The following is a 15,415-nucleotide window of genomic DNA, read 5'->3' on the forward strand; positions in this document are numbered from 1 at the left end:
GGCGATATGGGTCTTGTCTCTCGTCGGGAACATGAGAAGGCTTATGAGTGTTTTCGAGCACTTCGAACCAATGAGTGACTCCGCCGAATCTCGCGAGCAGTCGGTGTTCGACCGGCTCCGCGAGGTGTATCATATCCCGCTTTTAGCACTCGCCGTGCTGTTCGCGGCGTGGGTGCGCACGCGCGGGTGGCAACAGTACGCCACCGACGACGGCATCCTGTTTGCCAGCAACGACCCGTGGTACCATTATCGCGCCGTCCAGTACACCGTCGAACACTGGCCGTTTACCATCGGCTTCGACCCCTGGTCCGGCTATCCGGAAGGCGTCGCAGTCGGCCAGTTCGGCACGCTGTTCGACCAGCTCATCGCCACGGCCGCACTCGTCATCGGACTCGGTAGCCCGAGTGAACAGACCGTCCAGATGGTCCACCTGTTCGCGCCGGTCGTCTTCGGTGCCCTCGCACTCCTTCCCATCTACGTCCTCGCGCGTGGTCTTTCCGACCGGACTGGTGGACTCGTCTCCGTGCTCTTCTTGTCACTCGCGTCGGGCGCGTTCCTCCAGCGCGGTCTCGTCGGCAGTTCCGACCACCACATCGCCGAGGTGCTCTTCTTCGCCGTCGCCGCTGCGACCGTCGCCGCGACGCTCCGTGTCGCCATGGAAGAGAAACCCATCTTCGAACTCCTCGCCCAGCGTGAGTTCGACGCCCTCCGTCGCCCGCTCGTCTGGGGATGCCTCTCCGGACTCGCGCTCGCGCTGTACGTCTGGACGTGGCCGCCGGCCGTGTTCTTCGTCGGGCTGCTCGGTATCTTCTTCGCGCTCGCCGCCTCGCTGTATCAGGTCCGCGGGGTCAGCCCCGACCACGTGCTCTTCGTCGGAGCGATTATGGGTGCCGTCTTCGCGCTGCTCACGCTGGTCACCATCGACGTGTTTACTATCGACGCGGTGAAGCTCTCGCTGCTCCAGCCGCTTCTCGGCATCGGGCTCGCTGCCGGCTGTGGCTTCCTCGCCGCGTTCGCTCGCCTGTGGGACGACCGAGACGTCGACGCGCGACTGTATCCGCTTGGCGTGCTCGGCGTGGGCGTCGTCGGGCTCGGCGCGTTCGCGCTCGTGTTGCCGGAGACGTTCGACTACTTCCTCGGGCAGGTGTCGCGCATCTTCGGCTACACCGCGACCGAGGAGTCACGGACCGTTCAGGAGGCTCAGCCGATTCCGCTCAGCGAGGTTGGCACGCGATTCTACCAGAGCTTCGGGCTGGGATTCTACGTCGCGCTCGTGGGCGTGGCCGTGGCGCTCTACCGGCTCGCCACCGACGACGAGCCTCGCAGCGACGTGCTGTTCGTGCTCGTGTTGTTCGTCGGAATGTTCCTCGCCACCATCACACAACAGCGGTTCGGCTACTACCTCGCGGTGCCGGTCGCGGCGCTCACCGGCTACGCGGCCGCGTTCTCCTTCGGCATCGTCGACGTGCGCGAGCGAATCGCCGCCATGGAGCAGCCGACGGCCTATCAGGTGATGGCAGTCGTGACCGTCCTGCTCGTCGTCGCCGCCCCGCTTGCCGTCGGCACGATTTCCCAGCAGACGCAGGCAGGGACGCAACGCTACAACGCGGTCGATATCGCGCAAAGTTCCTCGAACCCCGGTGAGGTGACCCGGTGGACGGGGACGCTCGACTGGATGAACGAGAACACGCCGGCAATCGGTGCCTACGGCGACGGGACGGCGAGCGACCTCGAATACTACGGCACGTACGACCGCACCGACGACTTCCAGTACGACGAAGGCGAGTACGGCACCCTCGCGTGGTGGGACTACGGCCACTGGATCACCGTCCTCGGCGAGCGAATCCCGAACGCGAACCCGTTCCAGCAGAACGCCGGCTACGCGGCCGACGTGCTGCTCGCGCCCGACGAGGAGACCGCGACCGGCCTGCTTGACAACGGCAACGGCGAGGAGACTCGCTACGTCATGGTCGATTACCAGCTCGGGATGCCTGGCACGCGTAAGTACAGTGCCCCAACCAGATTCACCGAGTACGACGTGAGCGCGACGGAGCTTCAGCAGTACATCTACACGGCCTCCTCCATCGACCAAGTCATCGAACAGCAGGACAACAGCCTCGCACGGACGCTCACGCTGTTGAGCTCACAGCGCGCCTACGAGAGTCTCCGCGTCCGCCTGTATCAGGGCCACGGGAGTCGCATGTCGCCGATCAACGCCGACGGTAGCGTCACCGTCTACGACTGGGACCTGAACAGTGGTATCCCAGTCGCCTCACAGGGGAACCTCACCCGGCAGTTCGCCAACATGAGCGCCGCACAGGAGTTCGTCGAGGAGGACGGCACCGCACAGATCGGCGGCGTGCCGGGCACCCCGACCGAGACCGTCGAAGCGCTCGAACGGTTCCGGCTCGTCCACGCGAGCAGCGAGTCGTCCGCACGTGACCCGCGACGCGCCGCAGTCAAGACCTTCGAACGCGTTCCCGGTGCCGAGGTGACCGTCGAGGGACCCGCCGAGACGACTGTCACCGCACAGGTCCAGATGAACATGACCGCCCGCGAGCGCCAGCGGCCGACGGTCGTCGACGGGCAGGTCCAGTACGCTAGCACCGGCGAGCCGGAGACGTTCGTCTACGAACAGCAGGTGACGACGAACGCCGACGGAGAGGCGACGTTCCGGCTCCCGTACTCGACGACCGGCTACGAGGAGTACGGCGTCGATGCCGGCTACACGAACGTCAGCGTCCGTGCCGCCGGTCCGTACCAGTTCACGACGCCGACCGAGACTGACGAGGAGACGCTCGTCACCGACCGTTACAACGCGACGGCAGACGTGACCGAAGGACAGGTCCTCGGCCAGGAGGACGGCTCCACGATTACGCTCGAACAGACGGTCATTGACCGGCCCGAGGGCGCACAGGAGTCGAACACGACCGAGATGATAGCCCCAACGCCCGAACTCTCGGGGTAACACCCACATGGATGCACGCGCCCGTACGGACGAGGTCGGCGGCTTCCGGTCGCTGCTCGTCGTCTATCTGAAGGGTATCTGTATGGGCGCGGCCGACGCCGTCCCCGGCGTCTCCGGAGGCACTATCGCCCTCATCGTCGGTATCTACGAACGGCTCATCGGTGCGCTCACGGCGCTGTCGCCGCGCGTCCTCGCCGACCTGTCGGGACTCCACACCCGCGAGGGGCGCACGCAGTTCGCCCGACGGCTCGTCGCGATGGACGTGCCGTTTCTCACGGCGCTCGGACTCGGCGTCGTGACCGCCGTCGTCGTCATGTCTGGAATCATGCACACCGCAGTCACTGGCTACCCCATCGTGACCTACGCCTTCTTCTTCGGTCTCATCGGCGCGAGCGCGGTCGTCCTCCGAGGGGAGCTGTGGCTCACGGACCGCCGGGGCGTCACCGCTGCCGTCGCCGGCTTCTCGCTCGCGTTCGTCGTCTCCGGCGAGGCGACAGCCCCCGGTGGGAATCCGACGCTACCGTTCGTCTTCCTCGCGGGCGCGCTCGCCGTCTCGGCGATGCTCCTGCCCGGCGTCTCCGGCTCGTTCATCCTCGTGCTGCTCGGATTGTACGAGTATATGACCGAGATACCGGGGCAGTTCATCGACCAACTGCTCGGCGCGAGCGTCGCGGGGACGACTCTCCTGGCGACCGGAGTCGTCGTCGCCGTCTTCGTCACCGGCGCGCTGGTCGGGTTGCTCACTATCTCACACGCCGTCAGGTACGCGCTCGCCACACACCGACGGGCGACGCTCACCTTCCTCGTCGCGCTCATCGTCGGCGCGCTCCGCGTCCCGGCGGTTCGCGTCGCCGGCAACGTCGGACGGTGGACGCCCGGCGTCGCCGTCGGTGTGCTCGCGGCCGTCGCGGTCGGCGCGCTGCTCGTCGGCGGGCTCAACTACGCCACCGACGACCTCGCGGTCTGACCGGGAAATCTTAGTCGCGCGGGCGGCCACGACGGGCATGGTCGTTCGCACCTTCGACGGGACGGAGCCACAGATTCACGAGGAGAGCCACGTCGACGAGACGGCAGTCGTCGTCGGCGACGTGACACTCGAAGCCGACGCCTCCGTCTGGCCTAACGCAGTTTTGCGGGGTGACCACGGCGAAATCGTCCTCCGTGAGGGGGCAAACGTCCAAGACGGTGCGGTGTGTCACGAGGGCGCGACAATCGGTTCCCACGCCACGGTCGGACACAACGCCATCGTCCACGCCGCGACGGTCGAGGAACGCGCACTCGTCGGCATGGGGTCGACCGTGCTCGACGGGAGCGTCGTCGGCGAAGAGGCGATGGTCGCCGCGAACGCCCTCGTCCAGCAGGGGACCGACGTGCCGGCGCGGACGCTGGTCGCCGGCGTCCCCGCGGAGGTGGTCCGCGAGTACGAGGAGTCGCCGTGGGCGGCCGCCGGCGACCGGTATGTCGAACTCGCCGCGCGCCACGCCGAGACGAGCGAGCGGGTCGATTCCCCATGATACTTTAGCCCCCGAGACAGGGATGGAAATATGACAATTCTTGCAGCCGTCGACGGCGATTACGAGGAAGACGAGGCGCTCCGAACCGGGTTCGACCTAGCGAACGCCTACGACGAGGAACTGCTCGCGGTCCACGTCATGCCGAACGCCGAGTTCGCCGACCGGCAGGACTCGACGCCGGATTATTTCCTCGAGGATGCGGAGGAAGCCGGGCGGAGTCTCGCACGCCGGGTCACCCGCGGGACGCTCGGCGGTGTCGGTGACACACAGTTCCGTGGAGAGGTCGGCCCGGTCGCCGAGACCATCATCGACGTGGCACACGACGTGGACGCACGGTATCTCGTCATCGGCGGTCGCAAGCGCTCGCCGGTCGGGAAGGCGCTGTTCGGCTCGAAGACGCAGACGCTACTCATGGACGCGGACCGACCGGTCGTCTCGGTGATGCGGAAAGTCGACGAAGACTAACGCGTGTACAGTCGGGTCCGGTCGCCGCGGCGTTCGAAATAAACCTCGCGGTCGGTCCGGTTCGCGTACGCCTCGATTCTATCCGGCGACAGTCCGGTCACGTCGACGCCGTCTGCGCCGACGAGCCACGCTGCCGGGGGTAACGACGGGCCGCTGGTGCTCGACATACAGGCCGTCGGCGCGACAGCGTAGTTAACCCCAGCCTACCCCGCGGCGAAAGTGAAAGTGAAGCTCAGGCGGTCTCGTTGATCGGGTCGTGTGTCCCGTTGATGTCCCACTCGTGGATGCATGTGGCCGAACCGGACTTGCCGACGATGACCCAGTTTTCTGTCTCGTTGTCCCACTCGTCGCGGCGGCCACACCGCTCGCACACCCGCTCGGTCGGCGGCACGAGTTCGATTCCCATACACTACGCTCTGCTCGCAGTCTGCTTCAACCCTGCGGCGTGTCGAGACCACTATACCTCGTCGGGTCCAAGCGAGGACAATGCGACGACGACGGCTGCTGGCAACGCTCGGTGCCGGAGTCACTACCGGTCTCGCTGGTTGTGGGACGGACGGTGGCACCTCGACACCGGCCGCGTTCGCGTACTCCGTGCCGGCGTTCGACGGTGGGACGATTCCGCCCCGCTACACCTGTGACGGCGACGGTATCTCTCCGGCCGTCGCGGTCGAGCGCGTCCCTCCCGAAACGACCTCGCTCGCGTTGAAGCTCACCTTCCCGAACGACATCGGCTCGCAGGTGACGCTGTGGACGGCGTGGAACATCCCTCCGGACGTCGGTCGGATTCCGGCGGCTGTCGCGACCGGTGACCGCCCCGATGAGCTCGGCGGCGGCGTACAGGGGACAAACGAGCGCGGCGACGTCGGTTACCTGCCGGTGTGTCCACCGCCCGGTGAGTCGTACGACCAGTGGTTCACGTTGTACGCCTGTCAGCGCGACATCGAACTAGACCCGGGCGCGTCGCGGGACGCGCTCGAAGAGGAGTTGGAGTCAGCGACGCTCGCCTCGAAGCTGACGATGGCGAGCTACCGGCGGCGGTAGCTACTCGAAGTCGGGGAGGTCCTCCGGCGGCTCGAAGGAGGACTCCCAGTCGATGTACTCCGATTTCAACACGTCACAGACGAGCTGACCGAACTCCGTCAGCCCGGCGTTGATACGCGACACGCGCGACCACGACTCCAGTTCCGGGTGAAGCTCGCGCTCTTTCCAGTCTTCGGGTAGCCCGGGGGCGTGATAGCCGACGCGGTCGGCGAAGTCGTCCCAAAAGAAGTCGAACTGACTCGTCAAGCCGAGGTCGCGTACAATCTCCCAGTCGGCTTCTTCGACTGGCGTCGTCTCTATCCACTGTTCGAAGGCGTCCTCCCACGCTCCGTCGTAGAGCAGTTCCTGTAGCTCCTCGCGGCGATACTCGTCGCTTTGCGGGTCGGCGTCGTCGTAGCTGCCGGCGTCCTGTCCGACGGCGAGTTCGGGTACCGGCGGCGCGGGCACGTCGAGGGTCATACCCGGCGTTGCGCCCCCGCGGCCAAAACCCACCCGGATGTTTTAGCGCCCCGGCCCCGGTAGCTGTGGCATGTCGACCGTACTCGTGCCCTACGACGAGTCGCCGATGGCCGAGCGGGCCTTCGAGCAGGCGCTCGATGACCACCCGGACGCGACGATACAGCTGTTGTACGTCCTCGATTTCGCCGCAGCGAGCTACGGTGCACCGATAGAGGGCGGCGCTGGGAGATACTTCCAGACGTGGGAGACCACCCGTCGCGACGGCGCGGAGTCGCGCTTCGAGCAGGCCCGCGAGCGTGCGGCCGACCACCCAATCTTCACGGGTCGTATCGAAACAGCAGTTGAGAACGGCCCGCCGGCGAAAACTATCGTTAAGCACGCGGCGGACATCGACGCCGACGCTATCGTCATTGGGAGCCACGGTCGTACGGGACTCTCTCGTGTCCTCCTCGGCTCGGTCGCCGAGTCGGTCGTCCGCCGCGCCCACTGTCCGGTGGTCGTCGTCCGGTGACACCACCCCTCGACACCCTCGCCGGGCACGTCGTCGCCTGTCCAGACGGGAGCGTCGACAGCTACACCCACCTGTACGACGGCTCCGAGCGGCTCACGAGCCGGGACGAACTCGCGTCCCGGCTTCGATCGGGCGAACGCTCCTTCAGCGTCGAGCCACAGCGGACCGTCCCGGGCGGCCAGGCGGTGAATGTCGCGCGTCAATCCCACGCGCTCGGGGGCGACGTGACGCTGTTCGGTCACTGTGGCGCCGAAACGCTCTCGTTCCCGTTCAGCGTCGAGTCACTCGGCGCACCGTCCCGCGTAACGGTCCGCGCGTTCGACGGTGAGGACCTGATGATAGCCGACGACCCCGATGCCTTCGACAGCTGTGACGCGGCCCGGCTCCGTCAGGTAGGGCTGTACGCCGCGCCAGCCGACGCAGTCTTCGTCGGGAACGCTGTCTCGGTTGTACATATTCCTGACATCCTCCGGGAGTTCGCCGCCGGCGAGACCCCGGTCGTCTTCGACCCCGGGCCGATTACCGGTATCGCGGCGTCGCGAGCGGAGACGCTGTGTTCGGCGCTCGGTGACCTCGCCGACCGTCGCCCCGTCGTCGTCAGCCCCAACGCGGCGGAGACGACCGCGTTCGCCGAGGCGCTCGGCCTCGACGCCGGTGGCGATGTCGCCCCGCGGCTCCGGGACCGACTCGGTATCGACGCGTTCGTCGTCCACGACCACCCGACAACGCGGATCATTACTGACGAGGTGCGACGACTCGACACGCCGAACGTCGAGCGAACGAGTCGGACGGGCGGCGGTGACGCGTTCGTCGGCGGGCTCGCTACCGGGCTGGCGAGCGACTGGTCGGTCGTCGACGCCGCGAGACTCGGGACGTGGTGTGCGGCCCACCGAGTCAGTGGGGGACAATTCGGTGGCTGCGAGGCGGTCGCGTCACTCCGCGAGCGTGTCTGAGATGTCCGAGAGCTGCTCGCGGCGTTGGTTCAGCGCGCGCTCTCGCAGCGCCTCCTCGTTTGCCGTCTCGCAGACGAGGTCCGGAACGGTCGTCGGTGTGCCGTCCTCGTCGAGCGCGACGAACGTCAGGAAGGAGGTGGTCGTCGCGCGCGACTCGCCGATACGTGGGTCTTCCGCGCGCACGTCGACGCGCACGTCGATGCTCGTCTCGCCGGCGTTGAAGACGTACCCCTCGATGACGGCCACTTCGCCGAGGTCGATTGGGGAGAGGAAGTCAACGTGGTCGATAGAGGCGGTGACACACTGATTGCCGGCGAACCGCATCGCCGCGACTGCCCCGCAGATATCCATCCAGTGGAGCACTGCACCGCCGAGCGCGCGTCCGAGGTTGTTCGTGTCGTCTGGCAACAGCAGCTCCGTCATCTCTGTGAAGGAGTCGGTGAGTCGAGCGTAGTCCATAGGGGTCGGTTGCTCCGGTCCCGAAAGGTGGTTGCGGTTCGGCCCGTCCCCCCGATTTGAAGTGTCGAAGTAGCGTACTGAATACAATGTCAGACACCCCCCATTCTGTCAGCGGTTGCGACGAGAGTGGCGACCGGTTCCGTAACCTCTTCGCGAACCTCCCCGGTGCGGCACTCGAAGTCGTCTGGCGGCACGGCGAGTACCACATCGTCGACGTGAACGAGGCCTTCGAGTCGGTGTTCGGCTACGACGGCGAGCGCGTCCTCGACAGCCCGCTGGCCGAATGGCTCCGCTCCGAGAACACCCAAGACTTCGACAGCAACCGCGCACGCGTCCGCGACGGCGAGGTCGTCACCGAGACGGTCGAACGCGAGACCGCGGACGGTCCCCGAACGTTCCAGGCGTCGGGCATCCCGCTGTTCGACGGCGACCGCGCGCTCATCGTCTACCTCGACGTGACCGAAGACGAGCGACGCGAACGCTACCAGCGCGTGTTGACCCGCGTGCTCCGTCACACGCTGCGCAACGAGATGAACGCCATCTCCGCACGCGCCGAGACGATTGCCGCCCGCACCGACGACGACACCATCGCCGAGGCGGCCACCACGATTCACGAGACGGCCCTCGACGTGGCTCGCCTGGACGAGAAGGCCCGCGTCGCCGAGTCCGAACTGTCGGCCACGCCCGAATCAGAGACCGTCGACGCGGCGCGGCTCCTCCGGGAGGTGTGTCACGAGATGGGTCGGACGCACGGGTTGGCGGTGCAAAACGGACTGCCGGAGACGCTTCCCGTCGAGAGCGACGGGAAGCTCCAGCGCGTCTTCTCGGACGTGCTCGAAAGCGCCGCTGAGCGCGACGCCGACTGCGTCGAAGTGACCCACGACCGGTTGCAAGGTGAGCACGTCGCGGTCCGGATTCACGACGACGGGGAGACGCTGCCCGCACAGGTGAAGCAGGTGCTCTCCGACGAGACGGAGCTGTCACAACTCACCCACAGCGACGGGCTCGGGCTGTGGATCGCAAAGTGGATCGCTGAGGGACGCGGCGGGACGCTGTACTTCGAAAACCAACGGGTGTGTATCGAACTCCGCCCGGCGCTTACAGATCGCGAATCGCCGTCGTGAACGTGTCGTGGTCCATCCCGTCGACCGCGTCTTCGCTCTCGGCTTCGAGTTCCTCGAGCTTCGTTTTGAGCTGTTGATACTTCTCGCTGTCCTCGAGCTCGCTCTGTAATTTCCGCTTTTCGAGACTCGCCTTCTTTTCTGCGACGCGGAATCGTTCGTTGACGGTGTCGTCGTGGTCGGCTAGCGCGACGAGCTGGTCGACGGTGTCGAGGAGCGTCTCGCGCTCGACGGGCTTCGTCAGGTAGGCGTCGAAGGGCATGTCGACGATGTCGAAGTCCGGGTCGACCGCAGTCACCATCGCGACTCGTGGGTCGGTGTCGTCGCGCTCGTCGATTCGATCGAGCACCTCATCGCCCGAGAGACCGGGCATCCGCCGGTCGAGGAGGACGGCGTCCACGTCGGCGTCGAGCGCGTCGAGCGCCTCCTCTCCGCCCGTCGTCACGCGAACCTCGTAGTCGCCGGAGAGCCACAGGCCGTACCCTTCCGCGACGCTCTCCTCGTCGTCCACGGCGAGGACCGTCGGTGTCTCACTCACCGTCCGACACCCCGGTCGGCTTGTGCATCATACTACCCCTACGGCAGAATGCGGCTTCAAACTGTGGGGTTACGGAGAATCGAGGAGAAAGCCCCGCCCTTCAGGGCGGGGAGGATGTCAATCGAATCGGAACTCGAAGCGCGTGCCGTCGGGTTCGCTGTCGGTGACGGCGAGCCGCAAGCCGGGGGTTTCGGCGACACTCCGGACGATGCTCAGTCGCCCGTGGAGCCGTCGTCGGTCGTCGTGATTGCCCCCATCTCCGGGCTCGTGTCGTCGCCGTAGCTGTCCTGTATTCGGCCGAGCGCGACCGCGGCGGCGTAGATGGCGACCGCACAGAGGACGACCACTCCGCCGGCGGTCGCGCCGGCGTAGTAGGCAACGGCAATACCGAGCACGACCGACAGTTCAGCGAGCAGCACCGAGACGACCAGCGATTCGGTGAAGCTGCCCGACACCTGCGTCGCCCCGGCGACCGGGACGACCAACATCGCGGCCACGAGGATGACGCCCATGATCTGCATCGCACCGACGACGACGAGTGCCGTCACCATCACCATTAGCCGATTGTACCAGACCACGGGAAGCCCGGACACCGCGGCGGCCGTCTCGTCGAAGGTGACGTACAGCAGTTGGTTCCGGGTGAGCCCGACGACGCCGACGACGGCGGCGAACAACACGAGCAGGATAGCCGCACTCTGTTGGGTCACCGTCGAGAGGTTGCCGAACAGATACTGGTCGACGCTGACGGTCAGCCCGCCGGCGTTGATACTAATCAGCGTCGTTCCGAGCGCGAATCCGGTCGAGAGCACGATGGCCATCGACACGTCGTTGTAGGCGTCGGTCGCCTCGGAGATGAGTTCGATGAACAGCGCGGCGACGACGGCGACGACGACGGCCGTCAGATACGGCGTCACTCCCAAGTCGATGACGGCGTTGAGAAACAGGCCGACGGCGACCCCGGCGAAGGCGGTGTGTGCGAGCGCGTCACCGATAAGTGCCAACTGCCGGTGGACGAGGAACGTCCCGATGAGGGGAGCCATCACGCCGATACAGAGACCGACGAGCAGCGCCCGATGCATGAACGCGTACTCGAAGATGCCGAGTCCGGTGATTCGAAACAGGACGTTCATGAACTCAGACCAGAGCGACAACAGCCAGTAGAGAGGGGAAAGCACCGTATCGAGCGCCGTCTGGAGAAGGAAGCTCACTGTGACCTCCCGACGACGGCGGTACCGAACGCCCGCGCCAGCGCGTCACTCTCGACGAATTCGTCAGTCGGCCCGTCGAAGTAGACGCGGCGGTTGAGACAGACGACCCGCTGTGCGTGGTCCGTGACCGCCCCGAAGTCGTGTTCGATGAGCAGGACGGTGATACCGCGGGCGTTCAGCGACGCCAGGAGTCGGTAAAACGCCTCGACTGACTCGGCGTCGACCCCGACGGTCGGCTCATCGAGCACGAGCAGCTCTGCCTCGCCGGCGAGCGCCCGCGCGATGAACGCCCGCTGGCGCTGGCCTCCCGACAGCTGCGTGATGCGGCGGCCGGCGAAGTCTGACATCCCGACGGTGTCGAGCGCCCGGTCGACGATATCCCAGTCCGAGACCGAGAGCGTGCCGAAGCCGACGTGCGGGAACCGACCCATCTTCACCACCTCGCGGACAGTAATCGGCATCTCCTTCGCGGCGCTCGCGTGTTGGGCGACGTAGCCGAGTCGCGACCCGTCGTCGAAGGCGTGGGCCGGGTCGCCGAACAGGCGTGTGGTCCCGCGGTCGGGTTCCAACAGCCCGAGCAGCAGCTTCATCAGCGTCGACTTGCCCGACCCGTTCGGCCCGACGACGGCGAGATACTCGCCGGCGTCGACCGTGAGGTCGATATCCTCGACGACCGGCGTCGCGGTGTAGCCGAACGCGACGTTCGAGAGGTCGATGACGCGGCCGGGGACTCGCTCGCTCATTCGAAGCTCCGCCACGCTGTGGCCCAGCCGTCGGGACCGGCCGCCTCGGGCGGTTTGTTTCCGAGCACGACCTCGAAGGTCGGCATGTTGATGTTGTAGGCAATCTCGGCGTAGCCCCACCTGTTTTCCACCCAATCCTCGCGAACGCCCGCGTACGGGGTGACCGGGAAGTACGCCTCGGCCCGCGTCTCCTCGATGAGTTGGACGGCGGGCCGGCGCGCCTCGAAGACGCCGTTGGCGATGTACCGGATGTCGTTCTCGGCGATGACCTCCTGTGCCCGGCGGATGTCCTCGGGAGCCACGTCGCCGCTGGCCGCGAGATTCGCCACGAGCGGGCGCATCTCGACGCCGTAGCGCACACCGAGATACTGGAAGGCGTTGTGGGCGGCGAGCTGTACGACCCCGCGGGACGCTGTGTCGAAAATCGCCTGATAGTCGGCGTCGATTGCGTCCAGCGTCTCGGTCTTGTACGTCTCGCCGTTCGACCGAAGCTGCGACTCGTGGTCGGGCGCGAGTTCGACCAACCCCTCGGTGATATTGTCGACCGAGGTTTTGGCCCGCAGTGGGTCGAGCCAGAAGTGGGGGTCAAGCCCCTGCCGGTCGCCGACCCCCTCCTCCTCGCGGTCGAGGCTCGCAGCGAGGTCGACCAGCTCGACGCCGGTTCGGGAGTTGATGAGTTGGGTGTCGATGTCGTCGTCTTCGAGCGTCTGGATGGCGCGATCGGCCCACGGCTGGAACCCCGGCCCGACGTGGACGAAGGCGTCCGCCTCGATGATGTCCCGTGTGACGCTGGCGTTCGGCTGCCAGCCGTGGCCGTGAAGCCCGGTGGGCACGAGATTCTCGATTCGGACGGGCGTTCCCTCAGCGATGGTGCGCGCGAAGTCGTAGAAGCTGAAGAAGGAAGCGACGGCGACCGGGCCGTCGCCGTCGTCCGTCAAGGAGCCGAGACAGCCCGCGAGCCCCGTCGCGAGCGCTCCCGCACTAGCAGTGAGCGCCCGGCGTCTCGACAGCCGGTCCCCGCCGTCTATACCGTGGTCTGTACCGTGGGTCGTCCTCATGCGTATCTGAGAAACAGACGCCACAACCTATAGTTCTATCTATCAAATTAATATATTAGATTGGCCTAATCTTGTCGGAGCGCGAGCGTGAGAGCGAGCCAGATGGGCGCTAACAATTGTCATCCGAATTCCGAGAAGCACACAGACTGCGCGCCCGTATGCCGACTGTTGGACTGGGGCAAGGTCATATACCAAACGAAATCTTAACCCTCAGCCCATACAGTACACTTACATGAGCAAACGAAACGAGGACTGGTGGCCGAACCAGTTGCAGCTCGACGTTCTCGACCAGAACGCGCGCAGTTCGAACCCGTTGGACGAGGAGTTCGACTACGCCGAGGAGTTCCAGAAGCTCGACCTCGACGAAGCGAAGGCGGACATCGAGGAGCGGCTGACCGACTCGCAGGACTGGTGGCCGGCCGACTACGGCCACTACGGCCCGTTGATGATTCGGATGGCGTGGCACAGCGCCGGGACGTACCGGACGGTCGATGGCCGCGGCGGCGCGGGCGGCGGTCGCCAGCGGTTCGCCCCGCTCAACAGCTGGCCGGACAACACGAACCTCGATAAGGCCCGTCGTCTGCTGTGGCCCATCAAGGAGAAGTACGGCCAGAAGCTCTCGTGGGCGGACCTGATGGTGCTTGCGGGCAACGTCGCTATCGAGTCGATGGGATTCAAAACCTTCGGCTTCGCCGGCGGCCGCGAGGACGCCTTCGAGACGGACAAGGCGGTCGACTGGGGTCCCGAAGACGAGATGGAGACGTGGGACCGCTTCGACGAGGAGGACTTCCTGCAGGAGCCACTCGGCGCGTCGGTCATGGGGCTCATCTACGTCAATCCGGAGGGACCGGAGGCGAACCCAGACCCCGAGTGGTCCGCAGAGCGCATCCGCACGACGTTCAGCCGGATGGCGATGAACGACGAGGAGACCGCTGCACTCATCGCCGGCGGCCACACGTTCGGGAAGGTCCACGGGTCGGGCGACCCCGAGAACCTCGGCCCGGAGCCGGAGGCGGCCCCGATGGAGTCACAGGGCTTCGGCTGGGAGCGTGAGGACACGGACGGACCCGTGAAGGGCGGCGAGATGATTACGAGCGGTATCGAGGGACCGTGGACCCAGTCGCCGACGGAGTGGGACATGGGCTATCTCAACAACCTCCTCGAGTACGAATGGGAACCGCACAAGGGCCCCGGCGGCGCGTGGCAGTGGAAGCCAACCGACGAGTCGCTCGAAGGCAGCGCGGAGCCGGCCCACGACGAGGAGGATGCGGCCACCCCGATGATGCTCACGACCGACGTGGCGCTCAAGAAGGACGACGACTACCGCGAAGTCATCGAGGAGTTCCAGGACAACCCGATGAAGTTCGGGATGGCCTTCGCGAAGGCGTGGTACAAACTGACCCACCGAGACATGGGCCCGCCGACGCGGTTCCTCGGTCCCGAGGTGCCCGAGGAGACGATGCTCTGGCAGGATCCGCTGCCGGAGGCAGAGTACGACACCATCTCCGAGGCCGACGCCGAGGAGCTGAAAGAGACGATTCTCGACACCGACCACTCGGTCTCCGAGCTGGTCGAGACGGCGTGGGCGTCCGCCTCGTCGTTCCGCGACAGCGACATGCGCGGCGGCGCAAACGGCGCACGCGTGCGTCTCCGCCCGCAGCGCGACTGGGAGGTCAACAAGCCCGAACAGCTCGCACAGGTGCTCGACACCTACCGCGAGATCAAATCCGAGTTTGACGAGTCGGGCGACGAGAGCGTCCGCGTCTCGCTTGCGGACCTCATCGTGCTGGGCGGGAACGCCGCCGTCGAGCAGGCGGCAGCCGACGCCGGCTACGACGTCGAGGTGCCGTTCGAGCCGGGTCGCGTCGACGCGACCGAAGCGCAGACCGACGCCGAGTCGTTCGAAGCGCTGAACCCGCGCGCTGACGGGTTCCGCAACTTCCAGGCCGACCGCGACGACCGCCCCGCAGAGGAGGCGCTCGTGGACAAGGCCGACCTGCTCGGCCTGACGGCCGACGAGATGACGGTGCTCGTGGGCGGGATGCGCATGCTCGACACTAACTACGACGACTCCGAGCACGGCGTGTTCACCGACGAACCGGAGACGCTGACGAACGACTTCTTCCAGAACCTCCTCAGCATGGACACGGAGTGGGAAGAGACGGACGAGGAGGGCGTCTACGAGGCCTACGACCGTGACACGGGCGAGGTCGTCTGGACGGGTACCCGTGCGGACCTCGTCTTCGGGTCGAACTCCCGGCTCCGCGCCATCGCAGAGGTGTACGGTGCCGACGACGCCGAGGAGACATTCGTGAACGACTTCGTCGACACGTGGCACGAAGTCATGACGGCCGACCGCTTCGACTTGGAGTAA

Annotated in this window: 17 protein-coding genes; 9 read left to right on the forward strand and 8 right to left on the reverse strand. The window is 66.3% G+C overall.

All coding sequences use genetic code 11. The features are described from left to right. Positions 1-70: 70 nt before the first annotated feature. Genes DMP03_RS13805 through DMP03_RS13820 form a run of 4 tightly spaced genes read left to right on the forward strand, consistent with a single transcriptional unit; the run spans position 71 to position 4,947 of the window. The gene (locus tag DMP03_RS13805) at positions 71-2,968 is read left to right on the forward strand and encodes an oligosaccharyl transferase, archaeosortase A system-associated (protein ID WP_172967166.1); all 2,898 of its coding nucleotides are present in this window, start codon (positions 71-73) and stop codon (positions 2,966-2,968) included. A gap of 7 nt (positions 2,969-2,975) precedes the next feature. Continuing rightward, complete coding sequence (locus DMP03_RS13810; RefSeq protein WP_152121125.1) at positions 2,976-3,935, forward strand: DUF368 domain-containing protein; 960 nt, start codon at positions 2,976-2,978, stop codon at positions 3,933-3,935. Between the two features lie 37 nt (positions 3,936-3,972). Continuing rightward, positions 3,973-4,482 carry a gamma carbonic anhydrase family protein gene (locus DMP03_RS13815; protein WP_152121126.1) on the forward strand — a complete coding sequence of 170 codons (510 nt, stop codon included), beginning with the start codon at positions 3,973-3,975 and terminating at the stop codon, positions 4,480-4,482. 30 nt (positions 4,483-4,512) lie between these two features. Continuing rightward, a complete protein-coding gene (locus DMP03_RS13820; RefSeq protein WP_152121127.1) occupies positions 4,513-4,947 on the forward strand; it encodes a universal stress protein in 435 nt (144 codons plus the stop codon). On the opposite strand, the gene DMP03_RS14440 is transcribed toward DMP03_RS13820, so the two are convergent. Further along, positions 4,944-5,114 carry a hypothetical protein gene (locus tag DMP03_RS14440; RefSeq protein WP_172967167.1) on the reverse strand — a complete coding sequence of 57 codons (171 nt, stop codon included), beginning with the start codon at positions 5,112-5,114 and terminating at the stop codon, positions 4,944-4,946. The two genes, DMP03_RS13820 and DMP03_RS14440, sit on opposite strands and share 4 nt — an antisense overlap. A gap of 65 nt (positions 5,115-5,179) precedes the next feature. Then, positions 5,180-5,353, reverse strand: a complete 174-nt coding sequence (locus tag DMP03_RS14445; RefSeq protein ID WP_172967168.1) for an HEWD family protein — start codon at positions 5,351-5,353, stop codon at positions 5,180-5,182. Between the two features lie 80 nt (positions 5,354-5,433). Here DMP03_RS14445 and DMP03_RS13825 point away from each other — a divergent pair, with 80 nt between their 5' ends. Then, positions 5,434-5,991 (forward strand): YbhB/YbcL family Raf kinase inhibitor-like protein, encoded by a 558-nt coding sequence (locus DMP03_RS13825; protein WP_152121128.1) that lies wholly within the window; start codon positions 5,434-5,436, stop codon positions 5,989-5,991. On the opposite strand, the gene DMP03_RS13830 is transcribed toward DMP03_RS13825, so the two are convergent. Then, a complete protein-coding gene (locus DMP03_RS13830; protein WP_152121129.1) occupies positions 5,992-6,450 on the reverse strand; it encodes a hypothetical protein in 459 nt (152 codons plus the stop codon). Positions 6,451-6,520: 70 nt separating this feature from the next. Between DMP03_RS13830 and DMP03_RS13835 the strand changes: the two genes are divergently transcribed. Together DMP03_RS13835 and DMP03_RS13840 are read left to right on the forward strand one after the other, a co-directional pair. Continuing rightward, positions 6,521-6,961, forward strand: a complete 441-nt coding sequence (locus tag DMP03_RS13835; RefSeq protein WP_152121130.1) for a universal stress protein — start codon at positions 6,521-6,523, stop codon at positions 6,959-6,961. Beyond that, the gene (locus tag DMP03_RS13840) at positions 6,958-7,914 is read left to right on the forward strand and encodes a PfkB family carbohydrate kinase (protein ID WP_152121131.1); all 957 of its coding nucleotides are present in this window, start codon (positions 6,958-6,960) and stop codon (positions 7,912-7,914) included. Before DMP03_RS13835 ends, DMP03_RS13840 begins: the two co-directional genes overlap by 4 nt. Here DMP03_RS13840 and DMP03_RS13845 read toward each other — a convergent pair. Continuing rightward, positions 7,894-8,373, reverse strand: a complete 480-nt coding sequence (locus DMP03_RS13845) for an acyl-CoA thioesterase (protein ID WP_152121132.1) — start codon at positions 8,371-8,373, stop codon at positions 7,894-7,896. The two genes, DMP03_RS13840 and DMP03_RS13845, sit on opposite strands and share 21 nt — an antisense overlap. A gap of 86 nt (positions 8,374-8,459) precedes the next feature. Between DMP03_RS13845 and DMP03_RS13850 the strand changes: the two genes are divergently transcribed. Further along, the gene (locus DMP03_RS13850; RefSeq protein ID WP_152121133.1) at positions 8,460-9,497 is read left to right on the forward strand and encodes a sensor histidine kinase; all 1,038 of its coding nucleotides are present in this window, start codon (positions 8,460-8,462) and stop codon (positions 9,495-9,497) included. Here the strand turns inward: DMP03_RS13850 and DMP03_RS13855 are convergent. The 4 genes from DMP03_RS13855 to DMP03_RS13870 form a co-directional block, all read right to left on the reverse strand. After that, entirely contained in the window at positions 9,472-10,032 is a 561-nt protein-coding gene (locus DMP03_RS13855) for a response regulator transcription factor (RefSeq protein ID WP_152121134.1), read from the reverse strand. The two genes, DMP03_RS13850 and DMP03_RS13855, sit on opposite strands and share 26 nt — an antisense overlap. 212 nt (positions 10,033-10,244) lie before the next feature. Then, positions 10,245-11,240: a metal ABC transporter permease gene (locus tag DMP03_RS13860; protein ID WP_394349309.1), complete on the reverse strand. Its 996-nt coding sequence runs from the start codon at positions 11,238-11,240 to the stop codon at positions 10,245-10,247. Beyond that, the gene (locus DMP03_RS13865) at positions 11,237-11,983 is read right to left on the reverse strand and encodes a metal ABC transporter ATP-binding protein (RefSeq protein WP_152121135.1); all 747 of its coding nucleotides are present in this window, start codon (positions 11,981-11,983) and stop codon (positions 11,237-11,239) included. Before DMP03_RS13865 ends, DMP03_RS13860 begins: the two co-directional genes overlap by 4 nt. Beyond that, the gene (locus DMP03_RS13870) at positions 11,980-13,041 is read right to left on the reverse strand and encodes a metal ABC transporter substrate-binding protein (RefSeq protein ID WP_152121136.1); all 1,062 of its coding nucleotides are present in this window, start codon (positions 13,039-13,041) and stop codon (positions 11,980-11,982) included. The genes DMP03_RS13865 and DMP03_RS13870 overlap by 4 nt, the downstream gene beginning before the upstream one ends. 217 nt (positions 13,042-13,258) lie before the next feature. Between DMP03_RS13870 and katG the strand changes: the two genes are divergently transcribed. Then, positions 13,259-15,415, forward strand: a complete 2,157-nt coding sequence (gene katG / locus DMP03_RS13875) for a catalase/peroxidase HPI (RefSeq protein WP_263970165.1) — start codon at positions 13,259-13,261, stop codon at positions 15,413-15,415.

Origin of the sequence: Halosegnis rubeus, assembly GCF_009184545.1 — an archaeon.
Taxonomy (GTDB): domain Archaea; phylum Halobacteriota; class Halobacteria; order Halobacteriales; family Haloarculaceae; genus Halosegnis; species Halosegnis rubeus.

What these genes read in the sequence shown, in the direction of transcription:
- DMP03_RS13830 (WP_152121129.1), bottom strand. Translation starts at nt 6,450, where the DNA reads ATGACCCTCGACGTGCCCGCGCCGCCGGTACCCGAACTCGCCGTCGGA.
- DMP03_RS13865 (WP_152121135.1), bottom strand. Translation starts at nt 11,983, where the DNA reads ATGAGCGAGCGAGTCCCCGGCCGCGTCATCGACCTCTCGAACGTCGCG.
- DMP03_RS13805 (WP_172967166.1), top strand. Translation starts at nt 71, where the DNA reads ATGAGTGACTCCGCCGAATCTCGCGAGCAGTCGGTGTTCGACCGGCTC.
- DMP03_RS13815 (WP_152121126.1), top strand. Translation starts at nt 3,973, where the DNA reads ATGGTCGTTCGCACCTTCGACGGGACGGAGCCACAGATTCACGAGGAG.
- DMP03_RS14445 (WP_172967168.1), bottom strand. Translation starts at nt 5,353, where the DNA reads ATGGGAATCGAACTCGTGCCGCCGACCGAGCGGGTGTGCGAGCGGTGT.
- DMP03_RS13825 (WP_152121128.1), top strand. Translation starts at nt 5,434, where the DNA reads ATGCGACGACGACGGCTGCTGGCAACGCTCGGTGCCGGAGTCACTACC.
- DMP03_RS13870 (WP_152121136.1), bottom strand. Translation starts at nt 13,041, where the DNA reads ATGAGGACGACCCACGGTACAGACCACGGTATAGACGGCGGGGACCGG.
- DMP03_RS14440 (WP_172967167.1), bottom strand. Translation starts at nt 5,114, where the DNA reads ATGTCGAGCACCAGCGGCCCGTCGTTACCCCCGGCAGCGTGGCTCGTC.
- DMP03_RS13850 (WP_152121133.1), top strand. Translation starts at nt 8,460, where the DNA reads ATGTCAGACACCCCCCATTCTGTCAGCGGTTGCGACGAGAGTGGCGAC.
- DMP03_RS13820 (WP_152121127.1), top strand. Translation starts at nt 4,513, where the DNA reads ATGACAATTCTTGCAGCCGTCGACGGCGATTACGAGGAAGACGAGGCG.
- DMP03_RS13810 (WP_152121125.1), top strand. Translation starts at nt 2,976, where the DNA reads ATGGATGCACGCGCCCGTACGGACGAGGTCGGCGGCTTCCGGTCGCTG.
- DMP03_RS13835 (WP_152121130.1), top strand. Translation starts at nt 6,521, where the DNA reads ATGTCGACCGTACTCGTGCCCTACGACGAGTCGCCGATGGCCGAGCGG.
- DMP03_RS13845 (WP_152121132.1), bottom strand. Translation starts at nt 8,373, where the DNA reads ATGGACTACGCTCGACTCACCGACTCCTTCACAGAGATGACGGAGCTG.